The 19,804-nt window shown below is 68.6% G+C and carries 18 protein-coding genes; 4 read left to right on the top strand and 14 right to left on the bottom strand.

Annotated features, from left to right (window positions below):
* Positions 1-382 precede the first annotated feature (382 nt).
* Positions 383-2,836: a fibronectin type III domain-containing protein gene (locus tag ACOGI8_RS11390; RefSeq protein WP_419853920.1), complete on the top strand. Its 2,454-nt coding sequence runs from the start codon at positions 383-385 to the stop codon at positions 2,834-2,836.
* A gap of 11 nt (positions 2,837-2,847) precedes the next feature.
* On the opposite strand, the gene ACOGI8_RS11395 is transcribed toward ACOGI8_RS11390, so the two are convergent.
* Both ACOGI8_RS11395 and ACOGI8_RS11400 read right to left on the bottom strand, forming a co-directional pair.
* Positions 2,848-4,527, bottom strand: coding sequence for a hypothetical protein (locus ACOGI8_RS11395; protein ID WP_419853921.1), 1,680 nt, complete (start codon positions 4,525-4,527; stop codon positions 2,848-2,850).
* 331 nt (positions 4,528-4,858) lie between these two features.
* The gene (locus tag ACOGI8_RS11400) at positions 4,859-5,434 is read right to left on the bottom strand and encodes a hypothetical protein (protein ID WP_419853922.1); all 576 of its coding nucleotides are present in this window, start codon (positions 5,432-5,434) and stop codon (positions 4,859-4,861) included.
* 177 nt (positions 5,435-5,611) lie between these two features.
* On the opposite strand from ACOGI8_RS11400, the gene ACOGI8_RS11405 reads away from it, so the two are divergent.
* Positions 5,612-6,280, top strand: a complete 669-nt coding sequence (locus ACOGI8_RS11405; protein ID WP_419853923.1) for a response regulator transcription factor — start codon at positions 5,612-5,614, stop codon at positions 6,278-6,280.
* Positions 6,277-7,965 carry an ATP-binding protein gene (locus tag ACOGI8_RS11410; RefSeq protein ID WP_419853924.1) on the top strand — a complete coding sequence of 563 codons (1,689 nt, stop codon included), beginning with the start codon at positions 6,277-6,279 and terminating at the stop codon, positions 7,963-7,965. Before ACOGI8_RS11405 ends, ACOGI8_RS11410 begins: the two co-directional genes overlap by 4 nt.
* 72 nt (positions 7,966-8,037) lie before the next feature.
* On the opposite strand, the gene ACOGI8_RS11415 is transcribed toward ACOGI8_RS11410, so the two are convergent.
* A complete protein-coding gene (locus tag ACOGI8_RS11415) occupies positions 8,038-8,235 on the bottom strand; it encodes a hypothetical protein (protein WP_419853925.1) in 198 nt (65 codons plus the stop codon).
* Positions 8,236-8,308: 73 nt separating this feature from the next.
* On the opposite strand from ACOGI8_RS11415, the gene ACOGI8_RS11420 reads away from it, so the two are divergent.
* Positions 8,309-9,640, top strand: a complete 1,332-nt coding sequence (locus ACOGI8_RS11420; protein ID WP_419853926.1) for an ATP-binding protein — start codon at positions 8,309-8,311, stop codon at positions 9,638-9,640.
* Between the two features lie 143 nt (positions 9,641-9,783).
* Here ACOGI8_RS11420 and ACOGI8_RS11425 read toward each other — a convergent pair whose 3' ends face one another.
* The 11 genes from ACOGI8_RS11425 to ACOGI8_RS11475 all read right to left on the bottom strand — a co-directional run bounded on the left by ACOGI8_RS11425 (position 9,784) and on the right by ACOGI8_RS11475 (position 19,781).
* Positions 9,784-10,359, bottom strand: coding sequence for a YfcE family phosphodiesterase (locus ACOGI8_RS11425; RefSeq protein ID WP_419853927.1), 576 nt, complete (start codon positions 10,357-10,359; stop codon positions 9,784-9,786).
* Positions 10,360-10,441: 82 nt separating this feature from the next.
* Positions 10,442-11,341 (bottom strand): methionyl-tRNA formyltransferase, encoded by a 900-nt coding sequence (locus ACOGI8_RS11430; protein ID WP_419853928.1) that lies wholly within the window; start codon positions 11,339-11,341, stop codon positions 10,442-10,444.
* A gap of 108 nt (positions 11,342-11,449) precedes the next feature.
* Positions 11,450-12,019, bottom strand: a complete 570-nt coding sequence (def, locus tag ACOGI8_RS11435) for a peptide deformylase (RefSeq protein WP_419853929.1) — start codon at positions 12,017-12,019, stop codon at positions 11,450-11,452.
* A gap of 38 nt (positions 12,020-12,057) precedes the next feature.
* Positions 12,058-13,920: a hypothetical protein gene (locus ACOGI8_RS11440; RefSeq protein ID WP_419853930.1), complete on the bottom strand. Its 1,863-nt coding sequence runs from the start codon at positions 13,918-13,920 to the stop codon at positions 12,058-12,060.
* Positions 13,921-14,027: 107 nt separating this feature from the next.
* Positions 14,028-15,188 (bottom strand): methionine adenosyltransferase, encoded by a 1,161-nt coding sequence (gene metK, locus ACOGI8_RS11445; protein ID WP_419853931.1) that lies wholly within the window; start codon positions 15,186-15,188, stop codon positions 14,028-14,030.
* 125 nt (positions 15,189-15,313) lie between these two features.
* Positions 15,314-16,534: a bifunctional phosphopantothenoylcysteine decarboxylase/phosphopantothenate--cysteine ligase CoaBC gene (gene coaBC, locus ACOGI8_RS11450; RefSeq protein WP_419856404.1), complete on the bottom strand. Its 1,221-nt coding sequence runs from the start codon at positions 16,532-16,534 to the stop codon at positions 15,314-15,316.
* 40 nt (positions 16,535-16,574) lie between these two features.
* Positions 16,575-16,913 (bottom strand): DNA-directed RNA polymerase subunit omega, encoded by a 339-nt coding sequence (rpoZ, locus tag ACOGI8_RS11455; protein WP_323672173.1) that lies wholly within the window; start codon positions 16,911-16,913, stop codon positions 16,575-16,577.
* Between the two features lie 13 nt (positions 16,914-16,926).
* Positions 16,927-17,547, bottom strand: coding sequence for a guanylate kinase (locus ACOGI8_RS11460; RefSeq protein ID WP_419853932.1), 621 nt, complete (start codon positions 17,545-17,547; stop codon positions 16,927-16,929).
* 131 nt (positions 17,548-17,678) lie between these two features.
* The gene (gene mihF / locus ACOGI8_RS11465; RefSeq protein ID WP_419853933.1) at positions 17,679-18,005 is read right to left on the bottom strand and encodes an integration host factor, actinobacterial type; all 327 of its coding nucleotides are present in this window, start codon (positions 18,003-18,005) and stop codon (positions 17,679-17,681) included.
* A gap of 64 nt (positions 18,006-18,069) precedes the next feature.
* A complete protein-coding gene (gene pyrF / locus ACOGI8_RS11470) occupies positions 18,070-18,858 on the bottom strand; it encodes an orotidine-5'-phosphate decarboxylase (protein WP_419853934.1) in 789 nt (262 codons plus the stop codon).
* On the bottom strand, positions 18,855-19,781 hold the full coding sequence (locus ACOGI8_RS11475; RefSeq protein WP_419853935.1) for a dihydroorotate dehydrogenase: 927 nt from the start codon (positions 19,779-19,781) through the stop codon (positions 18,855-18,857). The genes pyrF and ACOGI8_RS11475 overlap by 4 nt, the downstream gene beginning before the upstream one ends.
* Between the last annotated feature and the right edge of the window lie 23 nt (positions 19,782-19,804).

Here is a 19,804-nt window from a genome sequence, read left to right on the forward strand (position 1 = left end):
GGATCACGCCCGGTTACACGAACTTCCCGACGGTCCCACATCCGCGGCGGCGTCCGCGCCGGCGGGCGTCCGCGTGTGTATATTGCCGCCCGGCCGGCATCGCTTGAAGATCGAGGTTGCCGGCCACAGCACGTAGTGGTACTGGTAGCGAGATGACTTCAGCCGGGAACCTGCGTGCTCGCGGCACAGGCTGGCGAACGAAGCAGACGAGGGCGACTCGGGTGGCAATGTCGAACCGGAACAGCAGCGGCGGCGCGCAGGGCATGCGACCCCCCCCCCCCCCTTATTCGGCGCCTCTGAACATCGTCGGGGACCCGGCCTGACCGCACGGCGGTCCCTTTCACGCAAGCCGCTGCTCCTGCTGACCGCTGTGACGGTCGGCATGACTGCGATGCTGCTGCCGGCACCCGCTGCCGCACGTCAGCAGGCTGCGGCCCGAATCGAGCCGGGAGGCGCCCAGCCGGTGCCGCAGTATCAGCAGGTGCTGTCGGGACATCGGTCGCAACCGCAGAGCAGCGCGTGCGCGGTGCCGGCCGGCGGCGATTACGACATCGACAATGACCGGCTCATCGAGGTGTGCAGCCTGGCGCAGCTGAACGCCATCCGCTGGGACGGCGACGGCGACGGTGCCGCCACCGCCGCCGGCCATGCTGCCGCCTTCGGTGGCGCGGCGACCGGCATGGGCTGCCCTGCTGCGGGCTGCAACGGCTACGAGCTGACCGCCGACCTCGACTTCGACACTGACGGCGACGGCAACGCCGGGGCCGGGGACACCTACTGGAACGCAGGCAAGGGCTGGACGCCTGTCGACCGGTTCAGCGGCAGGCACGGCCGACACGTCGTGTTCGAGGGGAACGGCCACACGATCAGCAACCTGTTCGTCGACACCACCAGCTCCAACGCCGGGCTGTTCGCCTGCGTGTGCTCATCGGTTGTCCGCAACTTGGGACTCGAGTCGGTCGACGTCACCGGCACGAAGAACGTCGGCGGGCTGGCCGGCACCACCAGTCAGGGCGGAGCGATCACCGGCAGCTACACCACCGGCGAGGTGTCGGGCGGGTCCAGCGTGGGCGGGCTGGTGGGGCAGCAAACGTCTGGATCCATTGTGGACGGCTACTCCACGGCCCAGGTGTCCGCAGACGGGACCGGCGGCAACGAATTCATCGGCGGGCTGGTGGGGAGACTCTTGCTCGGCAGCGTCAAGGGCAGCTATGCCGGGGGCGATGTGTCGGGTGGCACCGCAGTGAAGGTGGGCGGGCTGGTGGGCGTGAACTATGGCAGCATCGTCGCCAGCTACGCCAGCGGCGATGTGTCCGGCACCGGCATTCTGGTCGGCGGGCTGGTGGGCTTCAACCAAGGGCCCATCACCGCCAGCTACGCCGTCGGCAACCTGTCGGGCGCCCAGGCGGCAGGCGGCTTGGCGGCCTATCCCGTCGAGAACTTCGAACACTACGTCCGGATTACCCCCACCACAGCCAGCTACTGGGACACCCAGACCACCGGCGTGAGCTGGCGCAGCGGCGACGGCGACGGCAAGACCACCGCCGAGCTGCAGGGGCCCACGGGCTACACCGGCCTGTACGCCTCCTGGAACGTGGACCTCGACGGCGACGGCAGCGCCGATGACCCGTGGGACTTCGGCACGTCCGCCCAGTACCCCGCCCTGAAGCGTCTCGGGATCAGCGTGGCCGACCAGCGCAGCCAGATGCCAGGCGCAGCCGGAAGCCAGCCCGCCGCCTCGTCGGAACAACAGCCGGCGAAGGCGGATGGGACCTACTCGGTCACTGCCACGGCCAGCGTCGTCGAGGGCGAGACCGCCACCGTGACCATCACCCTCAGTGAGGCGGCGCCGGAGGACGGCGTGAAGTTCGCCTTGAAGCGAGGCTGGCACCGCGACGGCCGTGACGCCTCCAACGCCGACGTGGGCAGGCTCGCCCGCTCGGCCACCATCCCCCAGGGCAGCCGTACTGCGGAGGTCGACATCGTCACCATCGACGACGGCCATGTCGAGGACGACAAGATCCTCACCGTCATCGTGACCGCTGACACTTCCGGCTGGGCGACCGAGGGCAGCGGCAAGGACACAGCCCAGATCACCATCCGGGACAACGACACAGCCGGGGTGACGGTCAGCCGTGGCACGCTGGACGTGCCCGAAGGCGGCACCGCCACCTACACCGTGGTCCTGGACGCCGCTCCAGTCGGCGACGTGACCATTACGCCGAGCAGCGCTGACGAGGGTGCAGTCAGCGTCAGCCCGGCGTCGGCAGTCTTCGGTTCACACAATTGGGACGACCCCCAGAGCTTCACCGTGTCCGGTGAAGCCGACGCCGATGCCGACGACGAGAGCGTCACCATCAGCCACCGAGTGACCGTTGGCCGGGGCACCGTGTACCTCGGCGTGACGGCGCCGTCGCTGACCGTGACAGTGACGGACAGCACCCCGCCCCCCATCCTGAATGTCCAGGAGCCCGAGCCGGAACCGCCGGAGCCGGCTTCCGAACAGCAGCAGGCGACGGAGCAGCCGCTGGACACCGTGGCAGTGCCCGGCCCGGTACAGGGCTTAGTGCTGTCGCTCACCGCAAACGGCGCGATTGACGTGACCTGGCAGGCCCCCCAATCCGGCGACGCGCCCGAGAACTACATCGTGCACCTGAGGAATCAGGACAGCGGCAAGGGCAAGAACCGCAAGGTCAAGGCCCCAAAGACCACCACCACCTGGCGCAACCTGCAGGCCGGGGCGACCTACCGGGTTTGGGTGCGCGCTCAGAACGCAGGCGGCAAGGGCGACCGGGTCCGGGCCTTCATCACCGTGCCCGGTCCGCCGACCCAATAGTCGCCTCTTGTTCAGGCTTCGGCGCCAATTCTCGGGTCCGACCGCCAATAGCCCCAGCAGGCGACCGCACCGCTGACGCGCAGCCCGCACGAATACCCGAAGGCAACAGACACGGCGGTGAACGAACCCTGCGGCACATCGAGCTGCCCGGCATCGTTGAGACCCCAGCAGACAACGCCGCCGTCCACACGCACACCACACGAATGGGAGCCGCCGGCCGACACGGCGACAAACGAACCCTCCGGCACATCCAACTGCCCATAGAAGTTGTCACCCCAACAGGCAACCTCACCACCAATGCGCAGCCCGCACGAATATCCGAAGCCAGCCGATACAGCGGTGAACGAACCCTGCGGCGCATCCAACTGCCCGTCGCCGTTGTCGCCCCAGCAAACGACCCCACCGCCAATGCGCACACCACACGAATGGGAGCCGCCGGCCGACACGGCGACAAACGAACCCTCCGGCGCATCCAACTGCCCGTCGCCGTTGTCGCCCCAGCAAACGACCCCACCGCCAATGCGCACACCACACGAATGGAAGGCGCCGGCGGACACAGCGCCAAACGAACCCTCCGGCGCATCAAGCCGCCCGTAGCGCTCGTCCCCCCAGCAGACGACCTCACCGCCAGTGCGCAGACCGCACGAATACCAGAAGCCAGCCGACACAGCGGTGAACGAGCCCTCGGGCGCATCCAATTGGCCTGCACCATTGTCGCCCCAGCAGGCGACCTCACCGCTGACGCGCACACCACACGAATGATCGTCATTGGCGGACACGGCAGTGAACGAACCCTCCGGCGCATCCAGCTGCCCGGCATCATTGAGACTCCAGCAGACGACCACGCCGTGCACGCTCAGCGCGCACGAATGGAAGCCGCTGGTGGACACAGCGGCAAACGAGCCTTTGGGCGCAGCAAGTTGCCCGACGCCGTCGATGTCCCAGCAGACGATCTCACCGCTGACGCGCACACCACACGACTGAAAGAGGCCGACAGACACGGCTGCGAACGAACCCTGCGGCACACCCGACTGCCCGACGACACCGGCCCCCCAGCAGACGATCGCGCCGTCCACGCTCAGCGCGCACGAATGGAAGGCACCGGCGGACACAGCGGCAAACGAACCCTGCGGCACATCCAACTGCCCGAGGAGGTTGTCACCCCAGCAGACGACCTCGCCGCCCCCACGCAGCCCGCACGAATGCTCCCAGCCGGCCGACACGGCGATGAACGAGCCCTGCGGCACATCCAGCTGCCCGACATCGTTGACGCCCCAGCAGACAACCTCACCGCCCGCACGCAGCCCGCACGAATGGACGGTGCCAGCCGACACTGCGACGAACGAGCCGTCCGGCACATCGAGCAACCCGAGAACATCGGCCCCCCAGCAGACAACCTCACCGCCCTCGCGCAGCCCGCACGAATGGACGGTGCCAGCCGACACAGTGACAAACGAGCCTGCGGGCGCATCCAGCTGCCCGACATCGTTGACGCCCCAGCAAACGGCCTCGCCACCGATCAGCAGCCCGCACGAGTGATCGGCACCTGCCGACACAGCGGTGAACACCGCAGCACGCGGGATGTCCGCGGAAACGGCCCATGGATGCTTGCGGGCGAGCACCGGCTCACGGACGCTGCGGCGGGGAGCGGACTCGCCTGCCGGCACCGTGGCGCAGACATCTGGTTGCACGACGCTCCTGTCGACCGCCCCCGTGAATGCCTCTCCGACACAATCCTCCGGGACATGCGGCTGTGTCGCCGACCCTCCCGCGGGCTCCGCGGCAACGGGAGGTGCCAACAGCGCCGCCACTGACAACAACGCAGCCGCAGCTGTCAGGCCCACCCGGATTCTCATCGGCTCAGTATGCATCATCTTCATGCATCATCTTCAGTCCGAGAGCGCTGGCTGCATCAAGCTTCGGGACCGGCTGGGGCGACTCAGCGCGCGACATTCCCCCTTGGGCCGGGCCGGGGGGACAGCCCGACCCAAGGGGGAGGCCTCAGGGGGTCGAATGCGAGGGCTAGGGGGCCGGGTCGCTTTCGGGTTCGGGGTTCTCGAAGCTGATCGTCTCTACGTTGTCGTCGCGGACGATGGTGAACTCGGTGGGCCTGCGGCACTGCTCGTCTTGCGGGCAGTCCTCGGTGCACCATTCGTGGGCGGGGCTGTTCGGATGCACTTCGGGTGTGCCGTCGGGGTCGGGGATCGTCCGGTCGCCGTCGGCTGTGCCGGCTGTCTTGAGCGGGTCGGGCGCATCGCCGGTGGTGTCGCCTGTCGGGCTGCCGGCACTGGAAGCCTCCTCGGGCGGGCCGAACGCGGCGAACGCTGCCGTCACGCACTCGGCGTAGGTCACCTCGGGTCCGGACGGCTCGGGCTCAGGCGTTTCGACTGCGCCGCCGATGGAAGGCACCGGCGGCGGGGTGCTGTCGCCTGCGGCGGCCGGGGTAGCGGCCCAGCTGATGATCAGCAGTGCCAGCAGCGTGACGGCGGCGACCGCGGCGGCCCACACTGCGCTGCGGAGCAGACGCTCGCGGCGCCTGAGGTCCGCAGCGGCCCGTGGCCCGGTGCTCGCTGGGGGGTGGTGATCGATAACCGACATGTTCTGTCTCCTAGCTGTGGTGGGGTTGTGGCTGGGTTCTCGTCGGGTCGGACTGTCCGGCCCGTGCTGAGTCGACGCCCACCGTGACAGCCCGACGCTGAAAGGAGCCTGAGAGCGGCTGAGAGCGTTCTCAGGGTGACGAATCGCAGCCCGCGCCGGCTGAGACAGACTCGCGGTGTGCGAATCCTGGTTGTCGAAGACGAGCAGCGGCTGGCAGCCGCCGTCCAGCACGGTCTCGAAGCCGAGGGTTTCAGCGTCGATGCGGTGCACGACGGTCTCGACGGCCTGTGGCGTGCCCGCGAGGGACGCTACGAGGCGGTAGTGCTCGACATCCTGCTGCCCGGCATGAACGGCTACGAGGTCTGCCGCACGCTGCGATCCGAGGACAACTGGGTGCCGATCCTGATGCTGACCGCGAAGGAAGGCGAGTACGACGAAGCCGACGCCTTCGACTTGGGCGCGGATGACTACCTCCGCAAGCCGTTCTCGCTGGTAGTGCTGGTGGCACGGCTGCGGACGCTGATGCGCCGCGGGCAGGCGCAGCCGTCGCTTGCCCTGGAAGTGGGGGACCTGAGACTTGACCCTCGTACCCGCGAATGCTCGCGAGGCAACGCCGACATCGAGCTGACGCCCAGGGAGTTGGCAGTGCTGCATGCGCTCATGAGCCGTTCCCCCGGGGTGGTGCCCAAGCAGGAGCTGCTCCACGCCGTGTGGGGCTTCGACTTCGACGGCGACCCCAACATCGTCGAGGTCTATATCGGCTACCTGAGACGCAAGATCGACCGCCCGTTCGGCACCGACTCGATCCGCACTGTCCGCGGCGTCGGCTACCAAGTGACGAGATGACCGGGGAAACCGCAGCATCCGACCGACGACCGAAGTTCCCGGGCAGGGGCAGCGCGATGCGGGCGCGCCGCTCGGTGACAGTGCGGACCCGGATGACGGTGCTGGTCGGGCTGGCCGCAGCGCTGGTGCTGATCCCCGTCACGCTCATCGCACCCGGGCGGATGGGCCGAGCACTGCTCGACGACGTGTTCGACGACGTCATCGAGTCGCAGTCGCTGGACACCGAAGCTCTGGCCGACCTCATGGCACAGCGAGCCGCGGGCGTGCCCGGTTTCGTCGAAGCCGCCGCAGAGTCGGCGGGCAGCCTCGAGCACGCCGGCCCGCTCGAGGTGGAGATGCGCGGCTTCGACCCCGACGAGGCGCGCATGCTGGCCAACGAGGCGCTGTTCATCCACGAGGCGCTGGCCCGCCTCGACGGCCGCGGGCACCTCGACGGCCTGCTGGATGCCACCGGTTCCTCGCGCAGTGCCGGCGTGCCGGTTGCGATGACCAACGGTGCCGTCGCGACCTTCTCGCACCGGGATCGCGCCAGTGCAACCCTGCTCGCGCCCGGCTCTGCTATCGGTCCGGTGATCACGCTGTTCAGCCTCAGCGACCTGCTGTACAAGACCGGCGGCTTGGGGCCTGAGGCGTTCAAGGACGACGGGACGCCTGCGCCCTTCGACGACCAGTGGTTCGCCGGGCACCAGCGCATCGCGTTCGCCACTCGCAGTGTCGGCGGCTTCGACTTCGTGGTGGCGGCCGACACGAGCGGCGTGGCGCTCAGCGTGGACCGCCTGCGCTCCAGCATGTGGCTCGCGACTCCGCTGGCACTGGTGGCAACCGCAGCGGTGGCCTGGCTGCTCACCGGACGGGCGCTCCGACCGGTGGAACGCATCACTCAGCGGGTGCGGCGGATCAACGCCGGGACCCTGGGCGAGCGAGTCCCCCAGCCCCACAGCGGCGACGAGATCGACCGGCTGGCAGCCACCATGAACGCCATGCTCGACCGGCTCGAATGCAGCGACACCCGGTTGCGGCAGTTCGTGTCGGACGCCTCCCACGAGCTGCGAACGCCGGTTGCGGTGCTGCGCAGCGAAGCCGAAGTTGCCCTGCGCAGTTCTGACGGCGTCCCGGCGGCCGATCTCGCAGCCGGCGTGCTCGTCGAAGCCGAGCGGATGCAGCGCATCGTCGACGACCTGCTGATCCTGGCCCGCCACGACGAGGACCGCAGCCGGGCTTCGACCGAGGCGATCGATCTCGACGACGTCGTCTTCGACGAGGCCGCCAGACGCCGGGCTGTGCCGGTCGACGTGACCGCTGTCTCTGCCGGCAGGGTGGCCGGTACACGCGAGGACGCCAGTCGCATCGTCGCCCACCTGCTCGACAATGCGGCCCGCCACGCCCACGAGCGCGTCGCGGTGAGTCTGACGACCCGCCCCAGCCCCGACCCTGCTTCGGCGACGGGCTACGAGGCGGTGCTGAGCATCGACGACGACGGGCCCGGCATCGACGAGGCTGACCGCGACCGGATCTTCGAGCGCTTCGCCCGGCTCTCAGAGGCCCGCCACCGTGACGCCGGAGGCAGCGGGCTGGGTCTCGCGGTGGTGCGCGCCCTCATCACCGAGTCGGGCGGCCGCATCACCGTCGAGGACTCCCCCTCAGGCGGCGCCCGCTTCACGGTCGTCCTGCCGACAGCTCCTTGACTAAACGGGCGGGCGCCGACACCGGGGCCCCAGTGTCGATGCCCTCGAGCCGCTCGGTGTTGTCCCGGTAGGTCACTGGCCCAACTCGGCCCGGTATCGCTTCGTGAACCGCCGGAACGACACAAACCCAGAGATCAGCAGCACAGCCCACAACGGCGCGACCAGCTTCACTAGCCAGGTGGGGCCTGCGAGCTTCACCTCGACAGCGATCCAGGTGCCGCCGGAGCGGCGGTGGACGATGGCGTCCGCTTCGAGTCCGCCCTTGCGCACCAGAACTGGAGATTTTGTACTGTAGCTGCTGGATATATTTGACTTTTGGAAGTGGATATTCTGTAATATACAGGTGAGTGGCCTGATATCGTTCATCGAGATGAGTCCGGCCAGCAATGCAGATGCCTACTCGTGGAGAGTCGTCGACGGCGAACTCGACGAACTGCTCCTCGATCTGAGCGCCGTCAGTCTGGACGGGCCGCGCGGCGTGGGAAAGACCACCACCGCACTCCAGCGAGCCGACACGGTCTTCAAACTCGACGACGCCCACGCGCTGGAAGCCATCGCGGCGAACCCTCAGCGCTTGGCAGCGGCACCGGGACTCACCGTCATCGACGAGTGGCAGCGCTTTCCTCCCTCGTGGGACATCGTCCGGCGCGCCGTCGACGACGACCGTCGTCCCGGCCGGTTCATCCTCACCGGATCGGCGTCGCCCTCCACTCGGCCCACCCACTCGGGGGCGGGACGCATCGTCAGCGTCCGAATGCGGCCCATGGCTCTGGCCGAACGGTGGTGGAGGCCAATATTCCAAGAGCCGACCGTCAGCCTGTCGGCCCTGCTGGCCGGCTTGCGCCCCGACATATACGGCCAGACAGAAGCCAAGCTCGACGACTATGTCGAGGCGATCACCACGGGCGGGTTCCCCGGCATGCCCCACACATCGCGCCGAGGCACCAGGGCTTCGCTCAGCGGCTACGTGAACCGCATCATCGACACCGACTTCGCCGACGCTGGCCACACGGTCAGAAACCCGAGCGGCCTCAAGCAGTGGATGACCGCCTATGCCGCTGCGTCCTCTAGCACTGCTTCCTATGAGGCCATCCGCGACGCCGCCACCAGCGGGCGGGGAGACAAGCCCAGCCGACAGGCGACTGTCCCCTACAGCACCACCCTTGAGCGACTCTGGATCCTCGACCCGGTCCCCGCATGGGCACCCACCAGAAATCGCCTGGCGAAGCTCACCGGCGGACCGAAACACCATCTGGCCGACCCCGCGCTGGCGGCGACGCTGTTGGGCATAGACGCCGATGCCCTGCTCGACGGGCAATCCGCGGGGCCGCCCATCGCCCGTGACGGATCGCTGCTCGGCCACCTGTTCGAATCGCTGATCGCGCTCAACCTCCGGGTCTATGCCCAAGCCTCAGAAGCCTCCGTATGCCATTTCCGCAAACAGGGCAACACCCGAGAAATCGACTTCATCGTCGTGCGGCCCGATGACCGAGTCGTCGCCATCGAGACCAAGCTGTCCCGCACCGTGAGCGGCAAGGACCTGCGCCATCTGGACTGGCTGCGCGGCGAGATCGGCGACGACCTCCTCGACGCCGCCGTCGTCACTACGGGGACCTCCGCCTACCGCCGCTCCGACGGCATCGCCGTGATCCCTGCAGCCCTCCTCGGCCCCTAGGCCCTAGTCGGATCAGCGGCGAGCTGCTCCTTGGACCCTGCTCGACTACAAGTCCGTCATTGAACAGGCGAGAGAAGAGACGGCAAGATTCTCGACGCTGGCCAAGGAATGCCGCTGACTCCCGGGCTGGCCTCCAAGCCGTATCAGATCTCGCGGTCCCAGGATTCGGTGGGTTCGAGACCGTCAGGGGTGAGCTGCCACAGCGACGGTGTGGCGACCCCGTCTTCGATGTCGAGATAGCCGACAGTGCCGAGCTGGGCGCTGAGGTTACGGGGGAACGTGGGCGATCCCGGGTTGACGCACAGCACGTCCGACAGGGTGTCGATGCGGTGGACGTGCGTATCTCCGTACACGCACACGTCGAGCCGCTCGTCGGCGCCGAAGTGCCGTTCAACCGCATCGGCCACGGTGTAGAAGGACATCTCGGGTACCGGCAGGTGGTGGGTGAGGCCGACCCGCACGCCGTCGAAGGTGTGCGCCCAGGCGTTGGCCAGCAATGGATGGCCGGGCTGCACGTCTCGCCCTGACGATCCGTCGTCGCCGTTGCCGCGGGCCGCCCAGGTGGGTGCTATCTCGTTGAGGTGGTCGACTACCGAGATGTCGTAGATGTCGCCCGCATGCAGAATGGCATCGCAGCCCTCCATGGCCGCGTAGGCCTCGGGCCACAGCTCGGGCGCCGCCTCAGGAATGTGCGTGTCCGAGATCAGCCCGATGCGCATCCGACCACGCTACGAGACGGATCGGCGATGCGACTGTCCGGCTCGGCAGCCGACCCGTGGAACGGCGCATCGCGTCCGGTGGTCAGCCGAAGCGAGCGGCGGCCGGCAGCCGAGCGCCGCGCAACCAATCCTGGGCATCGAGCGCTGCTCGGCCTGACGGCTGGACGGTGCGCAGGAGGATGAGGCCGTCGCCCGCCGCGATCGCATCGTCCACCAGTGTCCCCGGCGGTGCCACAGCCTCGCCTGGCTGTACGGCCGCCACTCGGATGATGAAGCGCTCGCCCTCGAGCGTGGTCCACGCGCCGCCGACGCGGATCTGGCGGTCGATGAAGACCGCCTGCTGGGACCAATCGATCTGGCGGTCCGCGGGGGTCAGCTTGCGTGCATAGGTCGGCTCGCCCGATTGGGATTGGGGCATGCCGAGGCCCCCGGCGAGCGAGCCTGCGAGGTGCTGAGCACCTTCCTGAGCAAGCCGGTTGCGTAGCTCTGCTGCAGTGTCGGCCGGTCCGATGGGCACTTCGTGGCGCCAGTAGACGGGTCCGGTGTCGAGCGTCGCTTCCAGCGCCATGAGTGACACGCCCGTGCGGTCGTCGCCAGCCAGCAGCGCCCGCTCGACCGGAGCGGCGCCCCGCCAGCGCGGCAGCAGCGAGAAGTGCAGGTTGAGCATGGGTGTGGCCGCCAGCAGTTCCTCACCGATGAGCTGCCCGTAGGCCACCACGACAGCGCAGTCGGCGCCGCAACCCGCGAGGTCGGACGGGTCGTGGCTGACGGGCAGGCCCAGCTCTTCGGCAGCAGCGGCAACCGGACTCGGGGTGTCGCTGCCACGGCGACTGCGACGACGCGGCGCGCCCGTCACCACGACGGGGATCTCAAACCCAGCTTCGGCGAGCGCCTGCAATGCCGGCACTGCGTCATCCGGAGTGCCAGCGAAGGCGATCCGGCGTGGCCGTGCTGGCGGCAGCGGCAAACCGGGAGACGTCACGGGAAGATTGCCCTGTGATCGGGCCTGCCCGCGGAGGCGGTCCGGCGCGACCGGACTCCGGACAGCGGTTTCGCCTTGCACACGTTGCGAGCGACAGCCAGGAAGTGTTCAGTCCCCCGCGGCACTGCGGCCCACGAGCGGGACCGGGCCGCTGTCGGCCGGTCCGTTGGTGCCGGATTGCAGCTGCGCGAGCTGGACTCGCCACTCTCGCAGCGCCTCCTTGCGCTCGGCCTTTTCGAGATGATCGACGAGCAAGACGCCATCGAGATGATCCAGTTCGTGTTGGAACAGGCGCGCCAGCAGATCATCTGCCTCGATGCTCACCTCGTCGCCGTCGAGGTCACGTCCGACGATGTGAACTTCTTTCGGACGCACGATCTCGAAGGTCAGACCAGGCACCGACAGACACCCCTCGGTGTAGGTCCACTCGCCGTCGCTCTCGACGATCTCGGGATTGATGAGCGTCTGGGGGCCGCCACCTTCATAGAGGTCGAAGATGAACAGACGGCGCTGAATGCCCACTTGCGGGGCCGCAAGGCCGATGCCCTCGGCCTCGTACATGGCCGGCAGCATGTCGTCGACCATGCGCGCCACGCGGCCGTCGATGTCGGTGATCTCGGCGGCGCGCTGGCGCAGCACCGGATCGCCCATCAGCCGGATCTCGAACGTGCCTGCCATGGATTTCGGAGGCTACCGGCGCGCCCGCGCGCGGCCCGTCAGGCTCGCAGCGGGTCGACCGCGACCCGCAGCCTCCCCGACGGTCGCTCGGCGGCTGCCAGCGCATCCAGCAGCACGTTCTGGTTATCGCTGCGGATGCGCCATGTTCCGTCAGCAGGTCCCGCAATGTCGAGTACCTCGGCGTGCAAGCCGGCTGACAGGTTCTCGACGTAGCCCGGGGCCGCCGCTCCCGACACGAGTGCCCACGCCGCAGCGGGCGGCTGGCGCATCGCCGAACGACGCTCGACCTCGGCACGCAGCCAATCGCTGGGATCGGCCTCGGCTGCCGCTGCCAGGACCGGATGATCAGGCAGCCGCGTCTGCACCAAGATGCTGCCGCTGCCCGAACGCGTGCCCACCAAGCGTGCCGCACGCACGAGCAGTGCGAAGGCCTCTTCACCGGCCCGGTAGCGGGGCGCCGTGAGCTCCTGGTCGAAGTCGACAAACGCAACCGTGTCTGCCGACGGCACCCGGTGCAGCACCGCCTCGGTACCGATGAAGAGCGCTGGCTGTCTCGCTTGTGGTCGCGGTTGCTGGCGACGGGACGATGCTCCGACGCCGGCGCCGGCAGCACCGGGGCCGGCGCTGGCGCTGGTTGCATCTGGCACTGCGCCGCCGACTACCTGGGTGACGGCACGGCGAGCCAAGCGCTCCATCTCCTCGGCGACGCCCTTCACCCCGACCCGAGCACGCCGGAACTTCGTCGCTCCGCAGAACTCGCACACCGCGGGGCGGACGTCACCGCTGTCGGGGTCGGTGAACTGCTGTTTCTCCAGCCGCAGGGCACGGCCGGTGAGGCGCGAGCGCGCCAGCTCGCCGCACGAGGCGCAGTAGGCGAGACGTGCCCGACCGGTGCGGTTCAGCACGCACACCACGGTGCCGTCGCTGCGCAGCAGCTCGGCGAGGGCTTCGCCGCACCACTCCCCCGTCGCTGGGTCGTCTTGGCGCCGGTCTGCAATCTGCACTCGGGGCCACGCCTCTCGCTCATCGGCCTTCGCGGCAGCGATGACCGATGACCCGGATAGCACCGCGTCTGGCGAGGGCATCGGCCCCACCAGCAAGCAGCGGGCGCCGTCGCGGCGGGCCCGCTCGACGGCCGCATCACGCGCATTCCATGTGGGTGCCGCCTCTCCCTGATACGCCTCGTCGTGTTCGTCAAACACAACGACCGCATCGAGCCGGCCGCACGGGGCCCATGCCCCGGCGCGGGTCCCCACGACCACATGTGCCGAGGCTGCCCCCGGCCAGTCGCGTGGAGCGAGCGCAGTCGACACGCCTGTCTGACGCAACCTGCCAGCGAGCCTGGCCGCCCACGCCGCAGTGGGCACGAGCACGAGCGAACGGCCGTGGCGCAATGCCTCGACCACCAGCGGCCATTCGTCGGCGCACGGGCCGAGACGAACGACGGCCGGCAGCCCACCGCCGGCTGACGCAGGGGCGGCCTCAGCGAACGCGTCTCTGACCCATTCGGGAGTGTCGGCCCCCTCATCGGAGACGACGTTCGGCAGACTTACCGGACGGCTCGTCGGCAGACCCTTGACGACGCGATCCGGGCTCGCGGTGCGCAAGAAGTGAACCTGAGTGCCGGCCCAACGCCGCGCTGCCCATCTCGCCAGCTCGACTACATGCGGCGGCGGTCCGACGCCGACGACGCTGCTGATCGGCGCCAGTTCCCGACCGCCAGGAATCGTCGCGTCCAGCCCGGTGACCCAACCGCGCAGGCGACGGCGGTTGAACACCACCCGCACAATCGTGCCGACGTTGACCGGCACACGACCTGAGACCAGCTCCGGCGGCAGCAGGTACGTGAACTCGCGGTCGATGGCTGGCTCGTCAACCAGCACCTGCACCGCCCGCTGCATCGCTGCAGTCTGCCCCGCCTCGGCTGGGCACCGAGCGTCGCATTCGCATCCCCGCAGCCCATGCGGAATCTCGTCGTGCTTCGATGGGGCGCGGTCGCGCCCGCGATCTACAGACCCAGCGCGGACTTGAGTTCGTCGACCCGGTTGAGGCGTTCCCAAGGGAATGTCGCGCCGTCAGGTTCGCGGCCGAAGTGCCCGTAGGCCGCTGTCGCCTTGTAGATGGGACGTCGCAGTTCCAGTTCAGCCACGAGCGCCGCTGGCCGCAGGTCGAACACCTCAGCCACTGCCGACGAGATGGCCGCCGGATCGACTTCTGCAGTGCCGAACGTCTCCACCAGCACCGAGACGGGGTCGGCACGCCCGATGGCATAGGCCACTTGCATCTCGCAACGGTCTGCTGCCCCGGCCGCCACGAGGTTCTTGGCGACCCAGCGTGCGCCGTACGCCGCCGAGCGGTCGACCTTTGACGGGTCCTTGCCGCTGAATGCGCCGCCGCCGTGACGGGCATAGCCGCCGTAGGTGTCAACGATGATCTTGCGCCCCGTCAAGCCGGCGTCGGCGACCGGCCCGCCGCTGACGAAGCTGCCAGATGGGTTCACGAGCAGTTCGAAGTCTTCCTCGGCGAACTGTTCGCCAAGCGTGGGGCCGATGACGTGCTCGAGAAGATCGGGGCGCATCATGGCCGCGATCTCGATCCCCTCCCGGTGTTGAGCCGACACGACCACGGTGCGCAGTGCGACCGGCTCGCCGTCGTGGTACTCGAAGCTCACCTGGGTCTTGCCATCGGGCCGCAGGTACGGGATGCGGCCGGATCTGCGGGCCTCGGTCAGCTGCTCGGCCATCCGGTGAGCCACATAGATCGGCAGCGGCATCAGCGCTTCGGTCTCCCGGCAGGCGAAGCCGAACATCATGCCTTGGTCGCCGGCTCCTTGATCTTTGCCGCCGAACACGCCTTTGGTGATCTCTGGCGACTGCTCGTCGAGCGCGATCATCACGCCGCAGGTGTTGCCGTCGAATCCGAGCTCGCCGTGGTCGTACCCGATCCCGATGATCGTGTCGCGGACTACCCGTGGGATGTCCACGTAGGCCTCGGTAGACACCTCGCCCGCCACGACGACCAGCCCCGTCGTGACCAGTGTCTCGACGGCCACGCGGGCATCCCGGTCGTGCATGAGCAGGGTGTCGAGGATGGCGTCGGAGATCTGATCAGCCATCTTGTCCGGATGGCCCTCGGTCACCGATTCTGAGGTGAAGGTCCACTGGTTCAATGTGGCTCCCGATTCGGTCGTGATCAGTCGGTGGTCTGGGCCTGTCGCTGCAGGCATTCGGAGCAGCGCGGCAAGGCTAGACGAACGAGGTCGCGACGCAGCAGAGGGTGCGCCAGCGCAGAGAACTACCGGCGCAGTTCGGCGACGGTATCGAGAACGGCGTCGGCGACCTCGCGCTTGGAGCAGATCGGCAGCGGCCGCACCGTGCCGTCGGCCAGCAGGATCGTCACGATGTTGGTGTCGTGCGCGAAACCTGCGCCGGCCGCCGAGACATCGTTGGCCACCATCACATCGAGGTTCTTGCGAGCCAGTTTCGCCGCAGCATTGTCGAGTACGTCAGCGGTCTCGGCGGCGAAGCCGACCAGCACCTGACCCGGTGGCTTTGCCGCCCCGAGTCCGGCGAGGATGTCGTGAGTGTGCTCAAGCACGATGACGGGGGCTTCGGCGCTGTCGGCGGGGTTGCCCTTCTTGATCTTCTGCGGGGCTACGTCGGCAGGCCGGAAGTCGGCCACTGCCGCAGCCATGATGATCACGTCGGCACCTGCATGCGACGCCACAGCGGCCTCCATCTCAGCTGCCGAGGTGACGCGCACTTCCCGAACACCCTCAGGCGGTTCCAGCGGGGCGCTGGTAACCAAGGTCACTTCTGCACCGCGATCCCGAGCGGCAGTGGCAATGGCGTATCCCTGCTTGCCCGATGATCGGTTGCCAATGAAGCGAACCGGATCGATGGCCTCCCGGGTGCCTCCGGCGCTGACGGTAACGCTGACGCCGACGAAGTCGCGGCGCGGCGGCGGTGACTGCCGGGCAGGGTCTGGTTCGGGCAGCTCAGCGAGCACCTCGGCCACGGCTTCGAAGATGGTGGCCGGCTCGGCAAGGCGGCCCGTGCCGATGTCGCCGCCGGCGAGACGACCGGCCTCGGGCACCACCATGTGCACTCCCCGGCCGGTCAGCACCTCGATGTTGTGCCGCACGGCGGCGTGCTCCCACATCTCGGTGTGCATGGCAGGGCACACCACCACAGGTGCCCGCGTGGCGAGCAGCGTGGCGGTGAGCAAACCGTCGGAGATGCCCGCGGCATAGCTGCCGATGACACGTGCCGTAGCGGGCGCTACGACCATCACGTCGGCCGTCTGGCCCAGCGTCGTGTGCGGGATCGGGTCGTCCTCGCCGAAGATCGACGTCTGCACGCGCTCGCTGGCCAAGGCGTCGAACGTTGCGCGGCCTACGAATCGCTGCGCCGCTGCGGTCATCACCGGGGCCACATGGGCGCCCGCATCCACCATCAGCCGGCACAGGATCACTGCCTTGTACGCGGCGATGCCACCGCTCACGCCCAATACCACGCGGCGCCCGGCGAACGGCGACGCCGCAGCGTCAGGCAAGTCAGGCCTCGAGGTCGGGAACCACTTCGAGCATGGCTGCGTCAGCCTCCGCCGCGGCGAGCGCTTCGGCCTCCAGCCGTGCTCGCTCTTCGGGGTCGAACCGCTCGAACGTGATCTTGTCGGCGTCGATCTCCTCGAATGCGATCGACAAGGGCTTGCGGGCAACCGAAGCAACCTGCGGCGGCACAACCGAGCCGATGCCGCCGTCGAGCTGGTTGTAATACGAGTTGATCTGCCGCGAGCGCATGGCGGCGAGGCTCACCAGCGTGAACTTCGAGTCGACCTTGGAGAGCAAGTCTTCAAGCCCTGGGGTGATCATGGTGTCGGTTGACTCAGTCATCGCAAGTCGCAGGCTACCGGCGGGACCTGGTGCGCTCCACGAATGAGGCGATCTCCGACACCGTGCTCGAGATGTCCCGGTTCACAACAATGAGATCAGCCATCCGGTAGCCGACGGGCAATTCCTCGTCGGCCTTGGCGAGCCGGCGTGCCACATCTGCATCAGGATCGCCCCGGCGGCGCATGCGCCGCTCCTGTTCGGCGCGGCTCGGCGGCAGCACCATGATCACCAAGGCGGCAGGATCACGGTTCCGCACCGAAACAGCACCCTGCACATCGATTTCGAGCACCAGATCCCGGTCGAGATCGGGCGGCGGCATCGGGGTGCCATAGCGGTACTCAAAGAAGTCCGCCCACTCCAGGAACCCGCCCGCTGAGATCCGGGTGTCGAACTCCTCGGCCGTCACGAACGTGTAGGCCTCGGCAGGCTCCCCGACGCGACGAGGGCGGGTCGTCCACGATCTACTCAGCAGCAGCGTGGGGTCCTGCGCCACCAGCTCGGCCACGATGGTTCCCTTGCCAGCCCCGCCTGGCCCGCACACCACGTACAGCGTGACGCCCCAAGGCGCACTGTCGCCCGGTGCGCGCCCAGGCGCGCCATGACTCGCAGCGCCGCTGGGCGCCGGGTCGGTCATGCGACTGTCTTCACGCGCCTCAGAGGCTGAGCCGGCAGGCGAAGCCGTGGCCCGAGCGGCCCGTGAGCGGAGCGAACAAGAGCGGAAAGTAATTGTGGAGTGACGAGTAGGTCCCCAAGAACGCGTGGCCCTCAGCCGGAATCCTGTGCGAAATGCTCGCTCAAACGGCGCCGCTGCGTCTCGCCGAGACCCCGCAGCCGCCGGTTGTCGGCGATGCCAATCTCAGCCATCAGTCGGCGGGCCTTGACCTTGCCGAGACCGGGCATCGACTCCAAGGCAGCGAGTGCCTTGAGCTTGCCGACGTTCTCGACAGTGTCGGCTTCGGCCAGCAACTCGTCGAAGGTGAGCAGGCCCATCTTCAACCGGTGCTTGACGTTTGCGCGGACCTCGCGGGCCTCCTTGGCCTTGGCCAGCGCCTCGGCACGCTGCTCGTCACTCAGTTCAGGCAGCGGACTCATTGAGGTGCAGTGTAGCTATACGCCAGATAGGCCCTAGGGACACCGGGCTCGATGGCGGCGAGGCTTACGGCGAACCCAAGGCGGCTGCGACCTCGGCGACGATGGCTGCCGCTGCGGCATCCGGATCGGGCGCTGCGGTGACCGCTCGGCCGATGACGAGCACATCGGCGCCTGCCGCCAGTGCCGACGCCGGGGTGGCGACGCGGCGTTGATCGGCCGACGGCGCCCCGGCAGGGCGAATGCCCGGGACAACCCGGAGCATCCCCGGCACCGTCTCGTTCACGACAGGAAGATCGGCTGCGGCGCACACGACGCCGCCGCAGCCGGCTCGCTCGGCCAGCCGTGCGCGGTTCGTCAGCACATCCGATGGGGCGTCTGCGTCTGAAGTGAGCACGGTGACGCCGAGTGCGATCGGCGCTTCGGCGCTCGGGTTCGCGTCGGCAGCCGTGGCGCTTGCATCAGCAGCACCGCGGTGTGCGGCGGCCGCACCGTCGCTCAAGCCACGGGCGCCCGCGGCCAGCATCTCCGGCCCACCCTGGGTGTGCAGCGTAAGCAGCCAGACTCCCAGTTCGCCTGCGCAGCGAGCAGCGCGCTGCACCGTATTCGGTATGTCGTGGAGCTTCAGGTCCAAGAACACGCGGCTGCCCGCCGACACGATGTCGCGGACGACCCCGGGGCCCTCGGCAAGGAACAGCTCGAGACCGACCTTCATGACGCCGAAGTCGGCCCCAAAGCGCTCCACGAGCGCCATGGCAGCGTTGCGATCGGGCACATCGAGCGCGAGGGCCAAGCGATCACGCGCTGGGACTCGCCCGAGGACCGATGCCGGTGCAGTGGCAATTGGCGGGTTCACGTGGTCTCCCCTGCGTCGGTTGCAGTCCGGTGGGCGCGCCCCGTCAGTGAGGCTGCAGAGCGGACACCGTGCCGCTCGCACCAGCGCCGCAGCTCGTTGAGCACGCTGCGAGGTGCCCTGGGGTCCCAGAACGAGGCAGTGCCGACCTGTACCGCACTGGCGCCGGCAGCCATGAGCTCCACTGCGTGCTCCCCTTTGGCCACCCCGCCGACTCCCACGATCGGCACGCCGCCGAGCGACGCACGGACGTCGTAGATGGCCCGCACCGCAACCGGGCGGATGGCCGGACCCGACAGTCCCCCGCCGCCGTTGCCGAGCGTGGGCTGCGCCGTAGCTGGGTCAATCGACATTCCGAAGACGGTGTTGATGAGCGTGAGAGCCTCGGCTCCCCCGCTCACGGCAGCTTCGGCGATCTCGACAAGGTCGGTGACGTTGGGCGTGAGCTTCGCCCATACCGGCACGCCCGCAGCAGTTGAAGCGCTGACGGCTTCGGCCGTGGCCGACGGATCGCAGGCAAACATCTGGCCGCGGCCTTCGAGGTTCGGGCAGCTGACGTTCACCTCCAGCGCCGTCAGCCCGGCACCGGCCAGCGCCGCTGCTGCCGTGGCGTAGTCGGCGACCGTGCGGCCCCAGATGCTGGCCACCACCCGGGCGCCCGTGCGGGCCAGGCGCGGCAGCTCGTGATCCACCCATTCGGCGACTCCCGGGTTCTGCAGCCCTACCGCGTTGAGCATCCCCGCCGCGCTGCCCACCACCCTCGGTGCCGGGTTGCCGGCCCAGGCAAACGGCGAGAGCGATTTCGTCACGATCGCCCCGAGCGACGCCAAATCCATGTACGAGCCGAGCTCGGTGCTGTAGCCGGCAGTGCCGGATGCCGTCATGACCGGGTTGGGCAGCTCCACGCTGCCGACTCGCACTGCCATGTCGACGCCTCCGCGAGGGACGG

The organism is Candidatus Poriferisodalis sp. (assembly GCF_965204195.1).
Classification (GTDB): Bacteria; Actinomycetota; Acidimicrobiia; order Acidimicrobiales; family Poriferisodalaceae; genus Poriferisodalis.

What these genes read in the sequence shown, in the direction of transcription:
- ACOGI8_RS11390 (WP_419853920.1), top strand. Translation starts at nt 383, where the DNA reads ATGACTGCGATGCTGCTGCCGGCACCCGCTGCCGCACGTCAGCAGGCT.
- mihF (WP_419853933.1), bottom strand. Translation starts at nt 18,005, where the DNA reads ATGAGTCCGCTGCCTGAACTGAGTGACGAGCAGCGTGCCGAGGCGCTG.
- ACOGI8_RS11440 (WP_419853930.1), bottom strand. Translation starts at nt 13,920, where the DNA reads ATGCAGCGGGCGGTGCAGGTGCTGGTTGACGAGCCAGCCATCGACCGC.
- def (WP_419853929.1), bottom strand. Translation starts at nt 12,019, where the DNA reads ATGGCAGGCACGTTCGAGATCCGGCTGATGGGCGATCCGGTGCTGCGC.
- ACOGI8_RS11475 (WP_419853935.1), bottom strand. Translation starts at nt 19,781, where the DNA reads ATGGCAGTGCGAGTCGGCAGCGTGGAGCTGCCCAACCCGGTCATGACG.
- ACOGI8_RS11410 (WP_419853924.1), top strand. Translation starts at nt 6,277, where the DNA reads ATGACCGGGGAAACCGCAGCATCCGACCGACGACCGAAGTTCCCGGGC.
- rpoZ (WP_323672173.1), bottom strand. Translation starts at nt 16,913, where the DNA reads ATGACTGAGTCAACCGACACCATGATCACCCCAGGGCTTGAAGACTTG.
- ACOGI8_RS11400 (WP_419853922.1), bottom strand. Translation starts at nt 5,434, where the DNA reads ATGTCGGTTATCGATCACCACCCCCCAGCGAGCACCGGGCCACGGGCC.
- ACOGI8_RS11425 (WP_419853927.1), bottom strand. Translation starts at nt 10,359, where the DNA reads ATGCGCATCGGGCTGATCTCGGACACGCACATTCCTGAGGCGGCGCCC.
- ACOGI8_RS11460 (WP_419853932.1), bottom strand. Translation starts at nt 17,547, where the DNA reads ATGACCGACCCGGCGCCCAGCGGCGCTGCGAGTCATGGCGCGCCTGGG.